At 59.6% G+C, this 17,751-nt stretch carries 18 protein-coding genes; 6 read left to right on the top strand and 12 right to left on the bottom strand.

Features of this window, described 5'->3' with window-relative positions; genetic code table 11:
• Window positions 1–149: 149 nt before the first annotated feature.
• Both DXXMK7_RS15855 and DXXMK7_RS15850 read right to left on the bottom strand, forming a co-directional pair.
• Window positions 150–482, bottom strand: a complete 333-nt coding sequence (locus tag DXXMK7_RS15855) for a hypothetical protein (protein WP_038919925.1) — start codon at window positions 480–482, stop codon at window positions 150–152.
• Window positions 483–638: 156 nt separating this feature from the next.
• Complete coding sequence (locus DXXMK7_RS15850) at window positions 639–1,091, bottom strand: GNAT family N-acetyltransferase (RefSeq protein WP_038919923.1); 453 nt, start codon at window positions 1,089–1,091, stop codon at window positions 639–641.
• A 150-nt stretch (window positions 1,092–1,241) separates the two neighbouring features.
• Here DXXMK7_RS15850 and hpt point away from each other — a divergent pair, with 150 nt between their 5' ends.
• The gene (gene hpt / locus DXXMK7_RS15845) at window positions 1,242–1,772 is read left to right on the top strand and encodes a hypoxanthine phosphoribosyltransferase (RefSeq protein WP_038669363.1); all 531 of its coding nucleotides are present in this window, start codon (window positions 1,242–1,244) and stop codon (window positions 1,770–1,772) included.
• 44 nt (window positions 1,773–1,816) lie between these two features.
• On the opposite strand, the gene can is transcribed toward hpt, so the two are convergent.
• Window positions 1,817–2,458, bottom strand: a complete 642-nt coding sequence (gene can / locus DXXMK7_RS15840; protein WP_038919922.1) for a carbonate dehydratase — start codon at window positions 2,456–2,458, stop codon at window positions 1,817–1,819.
• A gap of 127 nt (window positions 2,459–2,585) precedes the next feature.
• Between can and DXXMK7_RS15835 the strand changes: the two genes are divergently transcribed.
• Both DXXMK7_RS15835 and DXXMK7_RS15830 read left to right on the top strand, forming a co-directional pair.
• The gene (locus tag DXXMK7_RS15835; protein ID WP_038919921.1) at window positions 2,586–3,509 is read left to right on the top strand and encodes an ABC transporter ATP-binding protein; all 924 of its coding nucleotides are present in this window, start codon (window positions 2,586–2,588) and stop codon (window positions 3,507–3,509) included.
• Window positions 3,506–4,276, top strand: a complete 771-nt coding sequence (locus tag DXXMK7_RS15830) for an ABC transporter permease (RefSeq protein WP_038919919.1) — start codon at window positions 3,506–3,508, stop codon at window positions 4,274–4,276. Before DXXMK7_RS15835 ends, DXXMK7_RS15830 begins: the two co-directional genes overlap by 4 nt.
• 68 nt (window positions 4,277–4,344) lie before the next feature.
• Here DXXMK7_RS15830 and panD read toward each other — a convergent pair whose 3' ends face one another.
• From panD to thpR, 9 genes are all read right to left on the bottom strand, one after another.
• On the bottom strand, window positions 4,345–4,725 hold the full coding sequence (gene panD, locus DXXMK7_RS15825; protein ID WP_033569519.1) for an aspartate 1-decarboxylase: 381 nt from the start codon (window positions 4,723–4,725) through the stop codon (window positions 4,345–4,347).
• Between the two features lie 25 nt (window positions 4,726–4,750).
• On the bottom strand, window positions 4,751–5,605 hold the full coding sequence (gene panC / locus DXXMK7_RS15820; RefSeq protein WP_038919918.1) for a pantoate--beta-alanine ligase: 855 nt from the start codon (window positions 5,603–5,605) through the stop codon (window positions 4,751–4,753).
• Window positions 5,606–5,620: 15 nt separating this feature from the next.
• Entirely contained in the window at window positions 5,621–6,415 is a 795-nt protein-coding gene (gene panB / locus DXXMK7_RS15815) for a 3-methyl-2-oxobutanoate hydroxymethyltransferase (RefSeq protein ID WP_038919917.1), read from the bottom strand.
• Between the two features lie 160 nt (window positions 6,416–6,575).
• A complete protein-coding gene (folK, locus tag DXXMK7_RS15810) occupies window positions 6,576–7,064 on the bottom strand; it encodes a 2-amino-4-hydroxy-6-hydroxymethyldihydropteridine diphosphokinase (RefSeq protein ID WP_038666614.1) in 489 nt (162 codons plus the stop codon).
• On the bottom strand, window positions 7,061–8,464 hold the full coding sequence (pcnB, locus tag DXXMK7_RS15805) for a polynucleotide adenylyltransferase PcnB (RefSeq protein ID WP_071605223.1): 1,404 nt from the start codon (window positions 8,462–8,464) through the stop codon (window positions 7,061–7,063). Before pcnB ends, folK begins: the two co-directional genes overlap by 4 nt.
• Before the next feature lie 68 nt (window positions 8,465–8,532).
• Window positions 8,533–9,441 carry a tRNA glutamyl-Q(34) synthetase GluQRS gene (gene gluQRS / locus DXXMK7_RS15800; RefSeq protein ID WP_038919915.1) on the bottom strand — a complete coding sequence of 303 codons (909 nt, stop codon included), beginning with the start codon at window positions 9,439–9,441 and terminating at the stop codon, window positions 8,533–8,535.
• A 92-nt stretch (window positions 9,442–9,533) separates the two neighbouring features.
• Window positions 9,534–9,989, bottom strand: a complete 456-nt coding sequence (gene dksA, locus DXXMK7_RS15795) for an RNA polymerase-binding protein DksA (RefSeq protein WP_012768782.1) — start codon at window positions 9,987–9,989, stop codon at window positions 9,534–9,536.
• Between the two features lie 189 nt (window positions 9,990–10,178).
• A complete protein-coding gene (gene sfsA / locus DXXMK7_RS15790) occupies window positions 10,179–10,880 on the bottom strand; it encodes a DNA/RNA nuclease SfsA (protein WP_038919914.1) in 702 nt (233 codons plus the stop codon).
• Window positions 10,881–10,892: 12 nt separating this feature from the next.
• Window positions 10,893–11,426, bottom strand: a complete 534-nt coding sequence (thpR, locus tag DXXMK7_RS15785) for an RNA 2',3'-cyclic phosphodiesterase (RefSeq protein WP_038666628.1) — start codon at window positions 11,424–11,426, stop codon at window positions 10,893–10,895.
• A gap of 211 nt (window positions 11,427–11,637) precedes the next feature.
• Between thpR and hrpB the strand changes: the two genes are divergently transcribed.
• The 3 genes from hrpB to fhuC all read left to right on the top strand — a co-directional run bounded on the left by hrpB (window position 11,638) and on the right by fhuC (window position 17,747).
• Window positions 11,638–14,079 (top strand): ATP-dependent helicase HrpB, encoded by a 2,442-nt coding sequence (hrpB, locus tag DXXMK7_RS15780; protein ID WP_038919913.1) that lies wholly within the window; start codon window positions 11,638–11,640, stop codon window positions 14,077–14,079.
• A 104-nt stretch (window positions 14,080–14,183) separates the two neighbouring features.
• Window positions 14,184–16,685: a bifunctional glycosyl transferase/transpeptidase gene (gene mrcB / locus DXXMK7_RS15775; RefSeq protein ID WP_038919912.1), complete on the top strand. Its 2,502-nt coding sequence runs from the start codon at window positions 14,184–14,186 to the stop codon at window positions 16,683–16,685.
• Between the two features lie 264 nt (window positions 16,686–16,949).
• Window positions 16,950–17,747: a Fe3+-hydroxamate ABC transporter ATP-binding protein FhuC gene (gene fhuC / locus DXXMK7_RS15770; protein ID WP_038669366.1), complete on the top strand. Its 798-nt coding sequence runs from the start codon at window positions 16,950–16,952 to the stop codon at window positions 17,745–17,747.
• Window positions 17,748–17,751: the final 4 nt, after the last annotated feature.

Here is a 17,751-nt window from a genome sequence, read left to right as displayed (position 1 = left end):
GTCAGGCCCGCCTCGTCCGTCGAACGCCGGGAGCGCCTGCTAACGACCTTGTTCAACACAGGCGCTCACCGTTCTGCTTTTTTCTCCGGGCTACCGGCATGGTCATCAATGCTTCGGTACTATCAGTTTCAGTACTATCACACGCGATGCTATTTGGCTGCATTCGGCGCGTGTGGTTCAGGCTGAGGCATGGGGGGAATTTCCCGCACGCTGATGCTGACTTCATAGGTTTTGCCATTGCCTTGCGGCACATTGGCGACTAGCTTGTTGACGGCTTGCACCGGGTCGGTCGCCTGCAGCGACGCCTGGTACAGCGCAGGCATCGGCGGCGGGAATCCGGGCGGTGGTGGAAATGCGCCGGGTTTGCTGAATGCCGGCGGCTCGGCGCCTTCCGGATGAGCGGAGGCCACGGATACGGCGGAAATCAGAGAAATACCGGCGATAAGCGCTGCAGTACGGCAAATTTTCGATAGTGATGTCATGTTACACCTCTCCATAGGTTGGTCATGACATATGAAAAACCTTGTACTGATGCAGCGCAACGCGTTTTACCCTCTTTTATCTGCCGATAACGAAATCCTGACTCTCTTGCGAATACGTTGATATTTTCACCACACTCGGCAAACCTCTCGCAGACCTCAACGCTCCAGCGCGAGAAAGTCGCCCGCCAGAATGTGCCAGGCGCTGGGGTGGGCTTCAAAGCCGATTTTGGGGTAATAATCCACGGCCTGAGGCGCGGCAATCAGAATCAGACGACACTGTGGTTTGAGCTGCTGTACGGTATGCGCGATAAGCTGACGACCGATGCCGCCATGCTGACAAGTTTCATCCACCGCCAGGTCGGACAGGTAGCAGCAAAAGTGATAATCCGTCACGCTGCGCGCCACGCCCACCAGTTCATCGCCGCGCCATGCCGTCACCAGCAGGTCCGTTTCGGTTAGCATGCCCGCAAGGGTATCCCGCTGATCCAGCGGTCGTCTCGGGCCCAGCGAGGTTCGGTTTAGCAGATGGATAAACTGATCGACATTGATGGGATCATTCACTTTATAGGTGATGGCGCTGTCAGCCATTGAAGACGATAAGGATGTCATGCTCTCTCCGCTAGTGGGGTGGGTGAACCCAGGCTTTCTGTTATACTGCGCGCCGTGATGAATTGCGGCACAGCCTGGCTGTGTGTCAGCATCGGAGTATGGCCCCAGAGGCCGATACTGGATACCTTTTTTCTGTGAGTTGTCAGTATGATGAAACATACGGTGGACGTCATGATCTCCGAGCGGGAGGTCAAGGCGCGGGTGGCCGAACTCGGACGCCAAATCAGCGAGCATTACCGCAACAGCGGCAGCGACATGGTGCTGGTGGGACTGCTGCGCGGCTCCTTTGTGTTTATGGCCGATCTGTGCCGCGCCATTGACCTTTCCCACGAGGTGGATTTTATGACCGCCTCCAGTTACGGCGGCGGCATGAACTCGTCGCGCGACGTGAAGATTCTGAAGGATCTGGATGAAGATATCCGCGGCAAAGACGTGCTGATTGTCGAAGATATCATTGACTCCGGCAATACCCTGAGCAAGGTGCGGGAAATTCTGCAACTGCGCGAGCCGAAGTCGCTGGCCATTTGTACGTTGCTGGATAAGCCGTCACGCCGTGAAGTTCAGGTACCGGTAGAATGGGTTGGTTTTTCCATCCCTGATGAGTTTGTGGTGGGGTATGGCATCGATTATGCCCAGCGTTATCGCCATCTGCCGTTTATCGGCAAGGTGATTCCGCAGTAAAGCGTGAAATCGCGCCCATGCCGGCATGGGCGCGATAGGAATGATTACAGCAGCGACGAGACCGCCCGGCGGTAACGCTGCTCCAGCGTCTCGCGGCTGGTGGCGGTGACTTCCAGGTCACGCAGACGACCATCCTGAATCCCGTAGACCCAGCCATGAATCGTCACCTTCTGGCCGCGTTTCCAGGCCGACTGCATGATGGTGGAGTGACCCAGGTTGTACACCTGTTCCACTACGTTGATTTCACACAGTTTGTTAATTCGCTGTTCGGGTGGCAATTCTCCCAGTAATGAGCTGTGCTTATACCACAGGTCACGGATGTGGAGCAGCCAGTTGTTGATCAACCCCAGTTCCGGGTTTTCAACCGCGGCCTGCACGCCGCCGCAGCCATAGTGGCCGCAAATGATGATGTGCTCCACTTCCAGAACCTCAACGGCGTACTGCACTACGGACAGGCAGTTAAGATCGGTATGGATCACCAGGTTAGCCACGTTGCGGTGAACGAACAGTTCGCCCGGTTCGAGGCTGGTCAGGCTTTCTGCGGGAACCCTGCTATCAGAACAACCAATCCACAGAAAGCGGGGACGCTGAGCTAATGCCAGTCGTTCAAAATAATCAGGGTCTTCTTTCACTATCGTTTCAGACCATTGCTGGTTATTGGCGATCAGCGTTTCTATCGTTTTCATGAAAGTAAATGACCTGTAACAACAAAAGGGCGGTGAGGGGTAATATAGAGCAATCACAGGGGTTTTGAAATCGAAAACTGGGTCCGACCAGGACTCGCTCAACTGATAATAAGGCACGCTTTCAGCTATGACATATGCACTGGAATTGATGAATGTGACCAAAACGTACCCGGGGGGCGTTCGCGCGCTGCGCGGTATCGACCTGCGCGTTGAAGCCGGGGATTTCTATGCTCTGCTGGGCCCTAATGGCGCAGGCAAGTCCACCACCATCGGCATCATCAGTTCACTGGTCAACAAGACCGACGGCAGGATTCAGGTGTTCGGCCACGATCTGGACCGGGATATTGTGAACGCCAAGCGGCAACTGGGGCTGGTGCCGCAGGAATTCAACTTCAATCCGTTTGAGACCGTGATGCAAATTGTGGTCAATCAGGCCGGTTACTACGGCGTTCCCCGGCAGGAGGCGTTGCGGCGCGCCGAAAAATACCTCAACCAGCTCGACCTGTGGGGCAAGCGCAACGAGCGCGCCCGCATGTTGTCCGGCGGGATGAAGCGCCGGCTGATGATTGCCCGGGCGTTGATGCATGAACCCAAGCTGCTGATTCTTGACGAGCCGACCGCCGGGGTGGACATCGAATTGCGTCGCTCAATGTGGGGGTTCCTCAAAGAACTCAACGGGCAGGGCACCACCATCATCCTGACCACCCATTATCTGGAAGAAGCGGAAATGCTGTGCCGCAATATCGGCATCATCCAGTCCGGGCAACTGGTGGAAAACACCTCGATGAAGGCGCTGCTGGCCAAGCTGCAATCGGAAACCTTCTTTTTCGACTTGGCGGCGAAGAGCGCCCTTCCCAGGCTGGAAGGCTATCAGCACCGGCTGGTGGATACCTCTACGCTGGAAGTGGAAGTGAGACGCGAGCAAGGGCTGAACGGCATTTTCAGCCAGCTCAGCGCGCAAGGCATTCAGGTTCTCAGTATGCGCAACAAGGCCAATCGCCTGGAAGAACTGTTTGTCGCGCTGCTCAATAACAACGGAGATAAAGCATGATGGGGTTATATTGGGTAGCGTTGCAGAGCATCTGGAGCAAGGAAATCAACCGCTTCGCCCGGATCTGGATCCAAACGCTGGTGCCGCCAGTGATTACGATGTCGTTGTACTTCATCATTTTCGGCAATCTGATCGGTACCCGCATCGGCGAGATGAACGGCTTTAGTTACATGCAGTTCATCGTGCCGGGGCTGATCATGATGTCGGTGATTACCAACGCCTATGCCAACGTCGCGTCGTCATTTTTCAGCGCCAAATTTCAGCGCAATATCGAAGAGCTGCTGGTGGCGCCGGTGCCGACCCACATCATCATCGCCGGTTATGTCGGCGGCGGCATGGCGCGCGGCATCTGCGTCGGCGTGCTGGTCACGGCGGTGTCGCTGTTCTTTGTGCCGCTGCACGTCCATGCCTGGTGGATGGTGGTGGTGACACTGTTGCTGACGTCGATGCTGTTTTCGCTGGCGGGGCTGATTAACGCCGTATTCGCCAAAACCTTCGACGACATCAGCCTGATTCCCACCTTCGTGCTGACGCCGCTGACTTATCTGGGCGGCGTGTTCTATTCGCTGTCGTTGCTCTCGCCGTTCTGGCAGGCGGTGTCCAAACTGAACCCGGTCGTTTATATGATCAGCGGTTTCCGCTTCGGATTCCTGGGTATTCATGATGTGCCGCTGCCACTGACGCTGGCGGTGCTGCTGGCGTTTATCGTGGTGTTCTACGGGCTGAGCTGGTGGTTGATTGAGCGTGGGCGCGGCTTGCGCAGTTAATCAGGCGTTTTTGTCGGATGTGAAGCGGGATGGCGTGTGCCGTCCCGCTTTTTTATAGGCGCAATGACTCAGGCGATCTGCACCGGAATGGCTTTGGCGGTGCGCTGCAACGTATTGTTGTCGCCAAAATAGGCGACCTTCGGGCGGTGCTCGCGCGCCTGCTCATCCGGCATCTGCACATAGGAGCAGATAATCAGCTTGTCGCCGACGCAGGCGCAGCGTGCGGCCGCTCCGTTGACGGAAATGATGCGGGAGCCGCGTTCAGCGGCGATCGCGTAGGTGGAAAAACGGTGGCCGTTGTCCACGTTGTAGATGTCGATCGCTTCGTATTCAAGAATACCGGCGGCGTCCATAAAATCCTGATCGATGGCGCAGGACCCTTCATAATGTAAATCTGCCTGGGTTACCTTCACCCGGTGCAGCTTACCTTGCAGCATGGTTCGAATCATCGGTCTGTCACTCTGGTTGGAAAAATCAGGTGGTCAAATCCACCTGCTGGTTGTCAATCAGGCGCGCCTTGCCCAGCCAGGCCGCCATCAGCACCACGGCACAGGTGCTGTCGATGGTCAGCGGCTGCAGCGTTGCGGCGTCGCGGATAAATAGCTCGTCGGGCGTGAATCCGGCCTCGCGCAGCGCCTCTGATGCGTTGGCGAGCATATCATCAATTTGCCGGTCGCCGTTGGATAATTGCTCTACCACCTCGTTCATGATGCGGCGAAGCTGCGGCGCCTGCTGACGCTCTTCGGCAGTGAGATAACCGTTGCGAGAGCTAAGCGCCAGGCCGTCTTTGGCGCGCACGATAGGCACGCCGACGATGCTGATGTCGTAGTCCATGTCGGCCACCATCTGACGGATCAGCGCCAGTTGCTGGTAATCTTTTTCGCCAAAGCAGGCTACATCCGGCTGCACCAGATTGAACAGCTTGCTGACGACGGTGGAGACGCCGCGAAAATGCCCCGGACGGCTGGCACCTTCCAGCATCTGCGACAGCCCCGGGACTTCCACGAACGTCTGCTGTTGCAGGCCGTTAGGGTAGAGGGTGTCGGGTGCGGGCGCGAACACCAGGTCAACGCCGCGCCGCGTCAGCTTCTCGCAGTCTTCCTGCAGGGTGCGCGGGTAGCGGGCCAGATCGTCCGCCCGCTCAAACTGCAATGGGTTGACAAAAATACTGACCACCACGATGTCGGCCCGAGCCCGGGCCTCGTCCACCAGCGTCAGGTGGCCGTCATGCAGGTTGCCCATGGTGGGCACCAATGCGATGCGTTTTCCTTCCTGACGCCAGCGGCGGAGTTCGCGGCGCAGCAGCACCGGCGTTTCAATAATCAACACACGCTTGCTCCTGTGTTAAACAAAACTGTATTGCTCGTCGGGAAAGGTTCCCTGTTCGACTTCCTGCACATACAGGCGAACGGCGGCGCGGATATCCGCTGCTTCCGCCATGAAATTGCGGGCGAACTTCGGCGTATGGCCGCCGGTCACGCCCAGCGCGTCGTGCATCACCAGAATCTGGCCGTCGGTGACATTGCCGGCACCGATGCCGATGACCGGGATACTGAGTGCGTCGGTCACTCGCTGGGCCAGCGATACCGGCACGCATTCCAGCACCAGTAACTGAGCGCCAGCCTGTTCCAGCGCCAGCGCGTCTTCCAGCAGCTGGCTGGCGGCGGCTTCGTCACGCCCCTGGACTTTATAGCCGCCAAAGATATTGACCGACTGCGGGGTCAGCCCCAGATGTCCACACACCGGGACGGCGCGTTCGGTCAGCATGCGCACGGTCGGCACGAGCCAACTACCGCCTTCGATCTTGACCATATTGGCGCCGGCGCGCATCAACGCCGCGGCTTGCTGGCAGGCTTGTTCCGGCGTGGCGGCGCCCATGAAGGGGAGATCGGATAACAGCAGGCAATGAGGTGCGCCGCGCCGTACGCAGCGGGTGTGATAAACCATATCGTCAATGGTAACGGGCAGGGTCGAATCGTGGCCCTGCACGGGCATACCGAGAGAGTCCCCCACCAGCATTACGCGGATACCCTGTTCATAAAACAACTGGGCGAAGCTGGCGTCGTAAGCGGTCAGTGTGGCGAACTTTTTCTGTTCCTGTTTCCACTGGCGCAGATGAGAAATCGTCGTCGCTTTCATGGCAACCTTCCTGAGTCAACTCAAGGGCATTTCAAAGGTGAGTCATTCTAATGGAAGGCAGGCATCAGGAACAGCGATCTATTTCTATTTGTAAAACAAGAGATTGGTACCTATCCGGCGCCAACCGCGCGTCGCGGTCGGCAGGAGAATGGGGGGATGGTTATTGGTCGGCCCACAGGGTCAGGCCGTTGCGGGGCACCTGCTGTAACCGCGTCGCCAGCGCTTCTCCATCGGGAAACACCAGTTCCGGCGCCAGTTCAGCCAGCGGGTAGAGCATGAACTCACGGTTTTTCATGTCATAGTGCGGCACCGTGAGTCGTTCGGTATGCAGCGTCAGGGAGCCAAACAGCAGAATATCAAGGTCGAGAGTACGCGGTCCCCAGCGGTGATCCTTACGTACTCGTCCTTGTTCCTGCTCAATGCGCTGGGTATGGTCCAGCAGCGTTTCCGGCGGCAACGCGGTCTGTAACTCGGCGACCGCATTGAGATAATCAGGCTGATCCTGCGGGCCGAGCGGGCGGCTGCGATAAAATGACGAACAGCGCGCCAGCCGGGTGTGCGGAATGGCGTCCAGCGCGGTTAGCGCCGCGCGCACCTGTTGCAATGGTTCGGACAGGTTGCTGCCCAGCGCCAGATAAACCCGGATCACCGGGCGTTGTCCCGGCGGGCAGGGCGCTTGCGCGGGCGACGTGAGCGGCGATGCGGCGTCGGGCCGTCATCCAGTGTGTTCAGCATCACCTGCTGGCGCGGCGGCGCGGCGACCTGAAACTCGCCCCACCACTGCGCCAGGCGCTGTAGCTCATGATGGTTTTCGATTTCCGCGCGCAGGCAGAGCAGGTCATACGCGGCGCGGAATTTCGGGTGTTCCATCAGCTTGAAGGCGCGTTTGCCCTGACGGCGCGACAGACGCAACTGCAATTGCCAGATATCGCGGACAAGCGAGGTAATACGTTTGGGGATCGCCAGCGAGCGGCACTGTTCGTCCAGTACGTCGTTCATGGCTAAGGCGAACGCCTCGAAGTAGGCCAGCCCGCTCTCCTGCGTCAGTTTCTGGGCGTGCTCCACCAGCGGGTACCACAGCATGGCGGAAAACAGAAACGCCGGGTTGACGCGCATGTCGTTCTGGATGCGTTGATCGGTGTTTTTCAGCACCTGTACGATCATCCGCTCCATCGTACTTTCGCCGTTAGCGGTGAAATAACGGCTGATCAGCGGAAACAGCGGCTGAAACAGCTGGTATTCGCACAGCAACTGATAGGTCGGATAGCCGTAGCCCGCCTGCAACAGTTTCAGGGATTCTTCAAACAGCCGCGCCGGCGGAATATCGTGCAGCAGCGAGGCCAGACGGGGAATCGGCTCGGCGGTTTCCGGGCTGATGCGCATACCGAGTTTGGCGGCGAATCGCACGGCGCGCAGCATGCGCACCGGGTCTTCGCGGTAGCGGGTTTCCGGTTCGCCAATCAGGCGAATCAACCCCTGACGCAGGTCGTTCAGGCCGTTGGTGTAGTCACGAACGGTGAAGTCGGCGATGCTGTAATAGAGGCTGTTGATGGAGAAGTCGCGCCGCTGGGCGTCTTCCTCGATGGTGCCGAAAATGTTGTCGCGCAGCAGCATACCGTTGTGGCCTTGCTGGGCGGCGTTTTTCGTTTCCTGTTCCTGATGCTGTTCGTGGTGGCCGCGGAATGTCGCGACTTCAATGACTTCGGGGCCGAACATCACATGCGCCAGACGGAAACGGCGGCCCACCAGCCGGCAGTTGCGGAACAACTTGCGGACCTGTTCCGGGGTGGCGTTGGTGGTGATATCGAAGTCTTTGGGTTTTTTGCCCAACAGCAGATCGCGGACGCCGCCGCCCACCAGATAAGCCTCATAGCCCGCTTTGCTCAGGCGATACAGTACTTTCAGCGCATTCTCACTAATGTCGCTACGTGAAATGGCGTGCTGGTCACGGGGAACGACCGTCATCGCCTGCGGCGGATTGTCCGCCCTGGCGGGCTCATTCTCACGATTCAGTACCTTGCGGCAAAAATTAGCTACCCGGGTAAAGATAATACACCTCGATAATCATTGGAAAATTAACGGCACAACAAAAAATAGCGGCTAATCATAGCTCACCCTCAGCCCTTTGAGAATGCTGATGTTATTTCCGGCGATGTAAGAGCGGCTTCGACAGGGACCGTAGCCAGCGACCAGTGCGCGACGGCCCACGCGAGCAACGCGTCCCGATCGAGGTCCCGCCAGTGCGCAGGCAATGGCTGGCGCAAAAAAGCCAGCGCCTGTGCCAGCACGGCCCGAGGATCGCCATCCGGTAGCGCCGGAGCATGGTTCTGCTTGGAGAGCTTATTGCCGTCGCAATTGAGCGCCAGCGGCAGATGTACGTAGGCCGGAGCCGGATAATCCAGCTGGTGGTACAGCGATAACTGGCGCACCGTCGGTTCGATCAGGTCCGCGCCGCGTACGATTTCGGTGACGCCCTGATCGTGGTCGTCGACCACGACGGCCAGATTGTAGGCAAACAGGCCATCGCGGCGATGGATAATAAAGTCTTCTCGCGCCAGCATCGGGTCGGCATCAATCTGCCCGCGCAAGCGATCGTGAAAGCTGAGAACCGGCTGGCTTTGGCGCAGGCGCAACGCCGCCTGATTGGACGGCAGGCCGCGATCGCGGCAGTGACCGTCATAGTGGCCGCCAATCTGCTGGATGCGTTGCCGGGTACAGGTACAGTAGTAGCATTTCCCCTGACGCTGCAGGTCGGCCAGCACCGCGCGGTAAAGATCGTGGCGGCGGGACTGGTACACCACGTCGCCGTCCCAGAGCAGGCCATACTGTTCCAGTTGGCGGAGAATGCGTGCGGCGGCGCCGGGCACTTCGCGCGGCGGATCGATATCCTCGATACGCACCAGCCAGCGTCCGCGGCAGGCGCGGGCCTGCAGATAGCTGCCCAGTGCGGCAATCAGGGAACCAAAGTGGAGATCGCCAGACGGAGAAGGCGCAAAACGTCCGACGTAAGGGCGTGATTCAGGCATACGGCGACATCATGCCGGTTGAAGGTGATGCTGACTGGTCATAACAAGCGAAAACCCGGCGGTAGGGCGTTTGCTCTCCCGCCGGGCTGATATCATCCGGCCATCTGCTTTTCGCGGATTTCGGCCAGCGTTTTGCAGTCAATGCACAAATCGGCGGTGGGGCGGGCTTCCAGACGACGGATACCGATTTCCACGCCGCAGGACTCGCAATAGCCAAAGTCCTCGTCTTCGATTTTCTGCAATGTTTTGGCAATCTTCTTGATCAGCTTACGCTCGCGATCGCGGTTGCGCAGTTCAAGGCTGAATTCTTCTTCCTGAGCGGCACGGTCTACCGGGTCCGGGAAGTTAGCGGCTTCATCCTGCATGTGCGATACGGTTCGATCGACTTCGTCCCTGAGTTGATTGCGCCATGCTTCAAGAATTCGCCTGAAATGAGCCAGCTGAGCGTCGTTCATGTATTCTTCGCCCGGCTTCTCCTGGTACGGCTCCACTCCGGCAATCGCGAGAATGCTCAGAGAGGATGTCTTACGGTTTTGCCCTTCTTGCATGTTGCTTCTCCTACATAAACACGACACGCAGTATCGACTCCCCCAGGGGGGAAAAACAGGCCGCTATAAATAACAGATGGAGGTTAGGTTGGCAATGATTCCCGACACCGGCCTGACAAAGTGTGAGAAACGGCATAATCCCATCAGATAATACATAACGTGCGGCAGAATTAGCTCGCTGTCGTCACGTTATTGAAACGGTAACAATTGCCCCAGCGTCATGCCATCAGGGGTGATATGGGCACCGTAACACAGAATTTCAACCCCCTGCTGCCGGGATAGTTGTAATAATTCGGCGTAATGTCGGTCAATGTGTTGCGCCGGCGAAATCCGGTCGATGCCGGAGTGCAGCGCGGCGAAACACAATACGGCACGACGACCCTGCGCCGCCACCTGTTGCAGTTCCCGCAGATGCTTTTGCCCTCTGAGCGTTACCGCATCGGGAAAGTAACCACATCCGTGTTGCAATAATGTGACGGATTTGACTTCAATATAGCAGTCCGCCCGGTCCTCTGCCTGCAATAACACATCTATCCTGCTGTTTTCCGAACCATAGCGCACTTCGGCGCGGATAGTGGTGTAACCTGTGAAATCGGCCAGCCGGCCTGCGTGCAGCGCCTCAAGCACCAACTGATTGGCGCGCAGGGTATTTACGCCGATCCAGTGTCCCTGCGTGGTTTGCGTCAGTTCCCAGGTATGGGGGTACTTGCGTTTCGGGTTATCCGAAGTGGAGTACCAGACGGTATCGCCCGGCGCGCCGCAGCCGGTCATCGCGCCGGTATTGGGGCAGTGCAGCGTCAGGGTTTTCCCGTCAGGAGTCACCACATCCGCCAGAAATCGTTTGTAACGTTTGAGCAGCGTGGCGGGTTGCAGGCGTGGGGAAAATTGCATGAATGATGTCTCTCAGGAAGTCAGCAGCGGCCAGTGGGCGATGGGGTGATAATGGGTTCGCCCCGCGTCGGCGCGCGATTCGTACAGAAAAAAACGCTCGACCGGCACCGTCCAGCCGAACGTGGCGGCCGGCACCGGCACCGGGCGGGTGGCGCCGCGCAGCAGCGTGATATGCGGATGAAACGGCTGAGGGGGTTGATAACAACCGTTACGCGCCGCCTGCGAGCGTAACATATCCGCCAGTTGCAGCAATCCTCGCGGCGCCTGACGACAACCGAGCCACACCACGCCAGGTCGGGGCCAGTGGCCGGCGTCGTTCAGAGTCAGGGTAAACGCCGGCTGGCGGATACGGCCGGCCAGCGTCTGCAAAACCTGCATTTTGGCGTCGCTGACCTCGCCGAGGAATGCCAGCGTCAGGTGCAGGTTGGCTGCCGCCACCGGACGCCCGGCTTCGGGAGCGAATTGCGCGGCGCGCCAGTGTACGATCTGCTGGCCGATCGCGTCCGGCAACGACAAGGCAAAAAACAGGCGGCGGGTCGGGGTCATGGCAATCTCTCCGTTCTGCGGGGTTCCGATGCTACAATGCCCGCCGCATAAAGTTAAGGTTGCGTTCCGCTATTCGCCGTGTTCAGACGCCGGCCGGCGCGCCGCTTTTCTATTTATTGAGATAATGTCTTTAGATAACGTCCGGCTAGTGTTGCAGTTGTTGTGCTGTATTGCTGTGCCGCCGGATTCAGCCATGATTACGGAGAGTTGTGTGAGTCTACCCCCCGTCAGCGCCGTACTGGATGACGTCATCCAGGCGTTGCATACCGCGCCGCAGGTGTTGCTGCATGCCCCGACCGGCGCAGGAAAGTCCACCTGGTTGCCGTTGCAACTGTTACAGCAGGGCGGGCTTCCCGGCCGCATTATTATGCTGGAGCCGCGTCGGCTGGCGGCTAAAAGCGTGGCTTTCCGGCTGGCGGAGTGGCTGGGGGAAACGCCGGGGCAGACCGTCGGTTACCGCATGCGTTCGGAAAGTCGGGTTAGCAGCCAGACCCGGCTGGAAGTGGTGACGGAAGGCATTCTGACCCGGATGCTGCAACATGATCCGGCGCTGGATGGCGTTTCGCTGGTAATGCTGGACGAATTTCACGAGCGCAGTTTGCAGGCCGATCTGGCGCTGGCGCTGCTGCTGGATGTCCAGCAGGGGCTGCGCGATGATCTCAAGCTGCTGATCATGTCCGCCACGCTGGATAATTCCCGGCTCTCTTCTTTATTACCGCAATCGCTCAGCGTGTCGTCGCAAGGGCGCTCCTGGCCAGTGGAACGGCATTACCAGCCGATTGGCTCGCAGGAGCGGCTGGAGGAGGCGACGGCCCGGCTCGTTTACCGTCTGTTGCAGGACGAAACCGGTTCATTGCTGGTATTTTTGCCGGGCGTGGCGGAAATCAAACGGTTGCAGACGCTACTGGAAAACGCGGTGCCGGCGGAGGCGGATATCTGCCCGCTGTACGGCGCGCTGACGCTGGCGGAGCAACAGAAAGCGATTCTGCCGGCCGCCGCCGGGCGGCGCAAAATAGTGCTGGCGACCAACATCGCGGAAACCAGCCTGACCATCGAAGGTATTCGGGTGGTGGTGGATTGTGGTCTGGAGCGGGTGGCGCTGTTTGATGTCAAAACCGGGCTGACTCGCCTGACGACGCAGCGTATCAGCCAGGCATCGATGGTGCAGCGCGCCGGACGCGCCGGGCGACTGGAGCCGGGCGTGTGCTGGCATCTGTTCGCCCGCGAGCAGGCTGAACGCGCTGCGGCGCAAAGCGAGCCGGAAATTCTGCACAGCGATCTGTCCGGGGTGCGGCTGGACCTGCTGCAGTGGGGCTGCAACGACGTCGCGCAGCTCTGTTGGCTGGATACGCCGCCTCAACCCGCATTGCTGGCGGCGGACCGTTTGCTGGCGCAACTGGGCATGTGCGATGCGCAACAACGGCTGACGGCGGACGGGCGTAAGATGGCGGCGCTGGGCAGCGATCCGCGGCTGGCGGCGATGTTGCATGCCGCCGGGCAGGATGCGGATGCGCTGGCGACGGCGGCGTTGCTGGCGGCGATCATCGAAGAGCCGCCGCGCGCCGGGTCGCCGAATCTGTCCGACGCCCTGCATCGTCCCGCCGGCCATTGGCAGCGCCGGGCGCAACAGCTGGCGCGCCGTGCCGGCAAGACGTCAGGCAAAGTGAATGAAAGTCTGGCCGCAGGGTTGTTGTCGGCGGGATTCGCGGATCGCATCGCCCGGCGGCGTGGTCAGGATGGGCGCTATCAACTGGCGAACGGGTCCGGAGCCAGTCTGCCGCCGGAAGAGGCGCTGGCGGCGTCGGAATGGCTGCTGGCCCCGGTTCTCATGCAAAGCCCGCACAGCGCCGACGCCCGTATTTTACTGGCGCTGCCGATTGATATCGACCAACTGGCGCGGCAGCGACCGGAACTGGTGACAGAACAGAATCTGATGCACTGGGACGAAGAAAAAGGTACCCTGCGCGCCAGCCTGCGAACGCAGATCGGTAGCCTGACGCTGTCGTCGCGGCCATTAGCTAAACCGTCGGACGAGGCGTTGCAGCAGGCGATGCTTAACTGGTTGCGTGAGCAAGGGCTGTCGGTGTTGAACTGGGACGAACCGGCGTTGCAGCTGCGCCAGCGGTTGCTGTGCGCCCGGCAGTGGTTGCCGGAGGTGGCGTGGCCGGCGGTGGATGACGCCGCCCTGCTAGGGTCGCTGGAGTTATGGTTGCTGCCGTCGCTCAACGGCGTGCGGGATCGTCGCACGCTTAATCAGATCAACCTGAGCGAAGCGCTGTGGCGTTTGCTCGACTGGTCGCAGCGCCAGCGGCTGGATAGCGCGCTGCCCAGCCATTACACTGTGCCCGGCGGCAGTCGTTTGCCGATCCGTTATGATGCTGATCAGCCGCCGGTGCTGGCGGTGCGGCTGCAGGAGATGTTCGGCGAACAGGCCAGCCCGTTGCTGGCTGAAGGGCGGGTGGCGCTGGTGCTGGAACTGCTGTCTCCGGCGATGCGGCCGTTGCAGATCACCCGCGATCTGGCGGCGTTCTGGAACGGCGCCTACCGGGAAGTGCAGAAAGAAATGAAAGGGCGCTATCCCAAGCATGTCTGGCCGGACGATCCGGCGAATACGGCGCCGACCCGGCGCACCAGAAAATACCAGAATACCTAATTTCAGATGTTTCCCCCTTCCTTGCGCAGCGTGGGAGACACAGAGTAGACGGCCACGGCGGGCAATCCGACGGCCGTCAGTAACCTGATGGAGATGTCACTGTAATGTCTCGGGATGACCGCGAACCTATCGGGCGCAAACGTAGTGCGTCACGACAAACTCCCCCTCGCAGGCAAGCGACTCGCCGTCGCAGGGATGATGACTACGACGACGATTATGAAGAAGAGTACGAAGAAGACTATGACGACGATGAGGATGACGAGGAAGAAGTCATGAGCAAGCGGCCGCGTAAGAAGCGCCGCTGGCTAGGGTTGCTGATCCGGCTATTCCTGATTTTCGTGGTGGTGATGTCGATTTATGGCGTTTACCTCGACGGGGAAATTCGCAGTCGTATCGACGGCAAAGTGTGGCAACTGCCGGCGGCGGTGTATGGCCGCATGGTCAACCTCGAACCGGGTATGGCCTACAGCAAGAAAGAGATGGTCAATTTGCTGGAAGGCATGCAATACCGCGAGGTCAGCCGCATTACCCGGCCGGGCGAATTCACGGTACAGGCCAACAGCATCGAAATCCAGCGGCGTCCTTTCGACTTTCCGGACGGCAAGGAAGGCCAAATCCACGCCAAAATGATCTTCAGCAGCGACCGGTTATCGCAGATCCAGAACATGGATAATCAGCGCAATTTCGGTTTCTTCCGGCTCGATCCGAAACTGATCACCATGTTGCAGTCGCCGAACGGCGAACAGCGACTGTTTGTGCAGCGTTCCGGTTTTCCCGACCTGCTGGTGCAAACGCTGATCGCCACCGAAGACCGCCATTTCTACGAGCATGACGGCATCAGTTTCTACTCCATCGGCCGTGCGCTGATCGCCAACCTGACGGCGGGGCGGGCGGTGCAGGGCGGCAGTACGCTAACCCAGCAGCTGGTGAAAAACCTGTTCCTGACCAACGAACGCTCGTTATGGCGTAAAGCCAACGAAGCCTATATGGCGTTGATCATGGATTACCGCTACAGCAAGGATCGCATTCTGGAGCTGTATCTGAACGAGGTGTACCTCGGTCAGAGCGGCAACGATCAGATCCGCGGTTTTCCGCTGGCCAGCCTTTACTATTTCGGGCGGCCGGTAAACGAGCTGAGCCTTGACCAGCAGGCGATGCTGGTGGGGATGGTGAAAGGGGCGTCGCTCTATAACCCGTGGCGCAACCCGCAGGTGACGCTGGAGCGTCGTAACCTGGTGCTGAAATTGCTGCAGAACCAGCAGGTCATCGACGAAGATCTTTACAACATGCTGAGCGCCCGTCCGCTGGGGGTTCAGCCGAAAGGCGGGGTGATCAGCCCGCAGCCGGCGTTCATGCAGATGGTGCGCCAGGAGCTGCAACAACGCCTGGGCGACAAGGCGAACGATCTGTCCGGGGTGAAAATCTTCACTACGCTGGATCCGGTGTCGCAGGATGCGGCGGAAAAAGCGGTGGAAGACGGCATTCCGGCGCTGCGCGCGGCGCGCGGCGTCAAGGATCTGGAATCGGCGATGGTGATTGTCGATCGCTTTAGCGGCGAGATTCGGGCGATGGTGGGCGGTTCCGACGCGCAGTTCGCCGGTTTCAACCGCGCCATGCAGGCGCGCCGTTCGGTCGGTTCGCTGGCGAAACCGCCGACTTACCTGACGGCGCTCAGCATGCCGGATCGCTATCGCCTCAACACCATTCTGGCGGATGAGCCGATTTCGCTCAAACAGCCGAACGGTACGATTTGGGAACCGAAAAACTACGATCGCGAATTCCGCGGTCGGGTGATGCTGGTGGACGCGCTGGCGAACTCGCTCAACGTGCCGACGGTCAATCTGGGGATGGCGGTCGGTCTGGATCAGGTCAGCGATACATTGCAGAAGCTGGGGATCCCGCAGAACCAGATTCAGGCAGTGCCGGCGATGCTGCTCGGCGCTATCAGCCTGACGCCGATGGAAGTGGCGCAGGAATACCAGACTATCGCCAGCGGCGGTAACCGCGCGTCGCTCTCTGCGCTGCGTTCGGTGATCGCCGAAGACGGCAAAGTGCTGTATCAGAGCTTCCCGCAGGCTGAACGGGCCGTGCCGTCACAGGCCGCCTACCTGACGCTGTACGGTATGCAACAGGTGGTGGAACGCGGCACCTCGCGTTCGCTGACGGTGAAGTTCGGTAATTACCACCTGGCGGGGAAAACCGGTACCACCAACGACCTGCGCGACAGCTGGTTTGCCGGCGTCGACGGCAAGGAAGTGGTGATCACCTGGGTTGGCCGCGACAACAATGGCCCGGCGAAACTGACCGGCGCCAACGGCGCGCTGACTATTTATCGCCGCTATCTGGAAAACCAGACGCCGTTGCCGCTGATGCTGACGCCGCCGGAAGGCATTACCACCATGACGGTGGACGGCAGCGGCAACTTTATCTGTAACGGCAGCGCCGGTCGGGCATTGCCGGTGTGGACGGATAACCCGCAGGCGTTGTGCCAGGCCAGCCAGCAAGCGGTGCAGCAGCCGGCCAATTCGCCGAACGGTCAGCCACAACAAAATCAGCAGGAAGGCGGCAGCGTTCCCGACTGGATTAAGCAGATGTTCGGGCAGTAAACGCCTAACGATATGTCAATACCCACGCCCGGTTCGCCGGGCGTGCTTCCTTCCTTCCTTCCTTCCTTCCTTCCTTCCTTCCTTCCTTCCTTCCTCCGCTATTTTCCCGGCGCCCGTATTTCATGCGCCCGCGTCTAAATCGGTTGCGGATAGCCTCGGCTTACGCCTATCATTCAATCTTTATAAGAATCATTATCGTTTTCATATTCGCCCGCCGTGATAACTGGCGGACGAACCGAATACCTTCAACGCACGAACTTCATGATGCAAAAAGCTATGATGCCGCCGGAGATCACCTTCCGGCTGAACGAGGTCAGCTTTTCCGTGGCTGACCGGGTACTGCTGCATCCGCTGACACTGACTTTTCCCGCGGGAAAAGTCTGCGGCTTGCTCGGTCATAACGGGTCCGGCAAATCCACCCTGTTGAAAATGCTGGGACGCCATCAGGCGCCTTCCGGCGGTTCGGCGTGGCTGGCGGAAAAACCGCTGCTGGAATGGGGCGGTAAGGCGTTCGCCCGCCAGGTTGCCTATCTGCCGCAGCAATTGCCCGCCGCCGACGGCATGACGGTGCGCGAACTGGTGGCGGTTGGTCGCTACCCGTGGCACGGCGCGCTGGGGCGTTTTGCACCGGCCGACCAGCAGAAAGTGGATGACGCCATTGAACTGGTGGGGCTGTCGCCCTTTGCCCACCGACTGGTGGACAGCCTGTCCGGCGGCGAGCGGCAACGCGCCTGGCTGGCGATGACTGTGGCGCAGGACAGCCGCTGTCTGCTGCTGGACGAACCGACGTCGGCGCTGGATATCGCCCATCAGGTGGAGGTACTGTCGCTGATCCGGCGGATGAGCCAGCAACGCGGTCTTACGGTGATTGCCGTGTTGCACGACATCAACATGGCGGCGCGTTACTGCGACGAACTGGTGGCGCTGCGTCAGGGGCGGGTAGTGGCGCAGGGAACGCCGCAGGCGCTGATGCAGGCGGAGGTGCTGCAGGCTATTTACGGCATCCCGATGGGGGTGTTGCCCCATCCGGTCGAAGGGACGCCGGTCAGTTTTGTGTGTTGAATGA

The organism is Dickeya sp. MK7, from assembly GCF_000406305.1.
Lineage (GTDB): Bacteria > Pseudomonadota > Gammaproteobacteria > Enterobacterales > Enterobacteriaceae > Dickeya > Dickeya fangzhongdai.
The sequence above is the reverse complement of the archived record's forward strand: the minus strand, read 5'-3'. Positions and strand labels throughout refer to the sequence as shown.

Bases quoted from the DNA above. Each gene is read 5' to 3' on its own strand.
- mrcB (WP_038919912.1), top strand. From the start codon at position 14,184: ATGTCTCGGGATGACCGCGAACCTATCGGGCGCAAACGTAGTGCGTCA.
- DXXMK7_RS15855 (WP_038919925.1), bottom strand. From the start codon at position 482: ATGACATCACTATCGAAAATTTGCCGTACTGCAGCGCTTATCGCCGGT.
- gluQRS (WP_038919915.1), bottom strand. From the start codon at position 9,441: ATGCCTGAATCACGCCCTTACGTCGGACGTTTTGCGCCTTCTCCGTCT.
- panB (WP_038919917.1), bottom strand. From the start codon at position 6,415: ATGAAAGCGACGACGATTTCTCATCTGCGCCAGTGGAAACAGGAACAG.
- can (WP_038919922.1), bottom strand. From the start codon at position 2,458: ATGAAAACGATAGAAACGCTGATCGCCAATAACCAGCAATGGTCTGAA.
- DXXMK7_RS15850 (WP_038919923.1), bottom strand. From the start codon at position 1,091: ATGACATCCTTATCGTCTTCAATGGCTGACAGCGCCATCACCTATAAA.
- thpR (WP_038666628.1), bottom strand. From the start codon at position 11,426: ATGACCCCGACCCGCCGCCTGTTTTTTGCCTTGTCGTTGCCGGACGCG.
- DXXMK7_RS15835 (WP_038919921.1), top strand. From the start codon at position 2,586: ATGACATATGCACTGGAATTGATGAATGTGACCAAAACGTACCCGGGG.
- fhuC (WP_038669366.1), top strand. From the start codon at position 16,950: ATGCAAAAAGCTATGATGCCGCCGGAGATCACCTTCCGGCTGAACGAG.
- DXXMK7_RS15830 (WP_038919919.1), top strand. From the start codon at position 3,506: ATGATGGGGTTATATTGGGTAGCGTTGCAGAGCATCTGGAGCAAGGAA.
- hpt (WP_038669363.1), top strand. From the start codon at position 1,242: ATGAAACATACGGTGGACGTCATGATCTCCGAGCGGGAGGTCAAGGCG.
- sfsA (WP_038919914.1), bottom strand. From the start codon at position 10,880: ATGCAATTTTCCCCACGCCTGCAACCCGCCACGCTGCTCAAACGTTAC.
- panD (WP_033569519.1), bottom strand. From the start codon at position 4,725: ATGATTCGAACCATGCTGCAAGGTAAGCTGCACCGGGTGAAGGTAACC.
- dksA (WP_012768782.1), bottom strand. From the start codon at position 9,989: ATGCAAGAAGGGCAAAACCGTAAGACATCCTCTCTGAGCATTCTCGCG.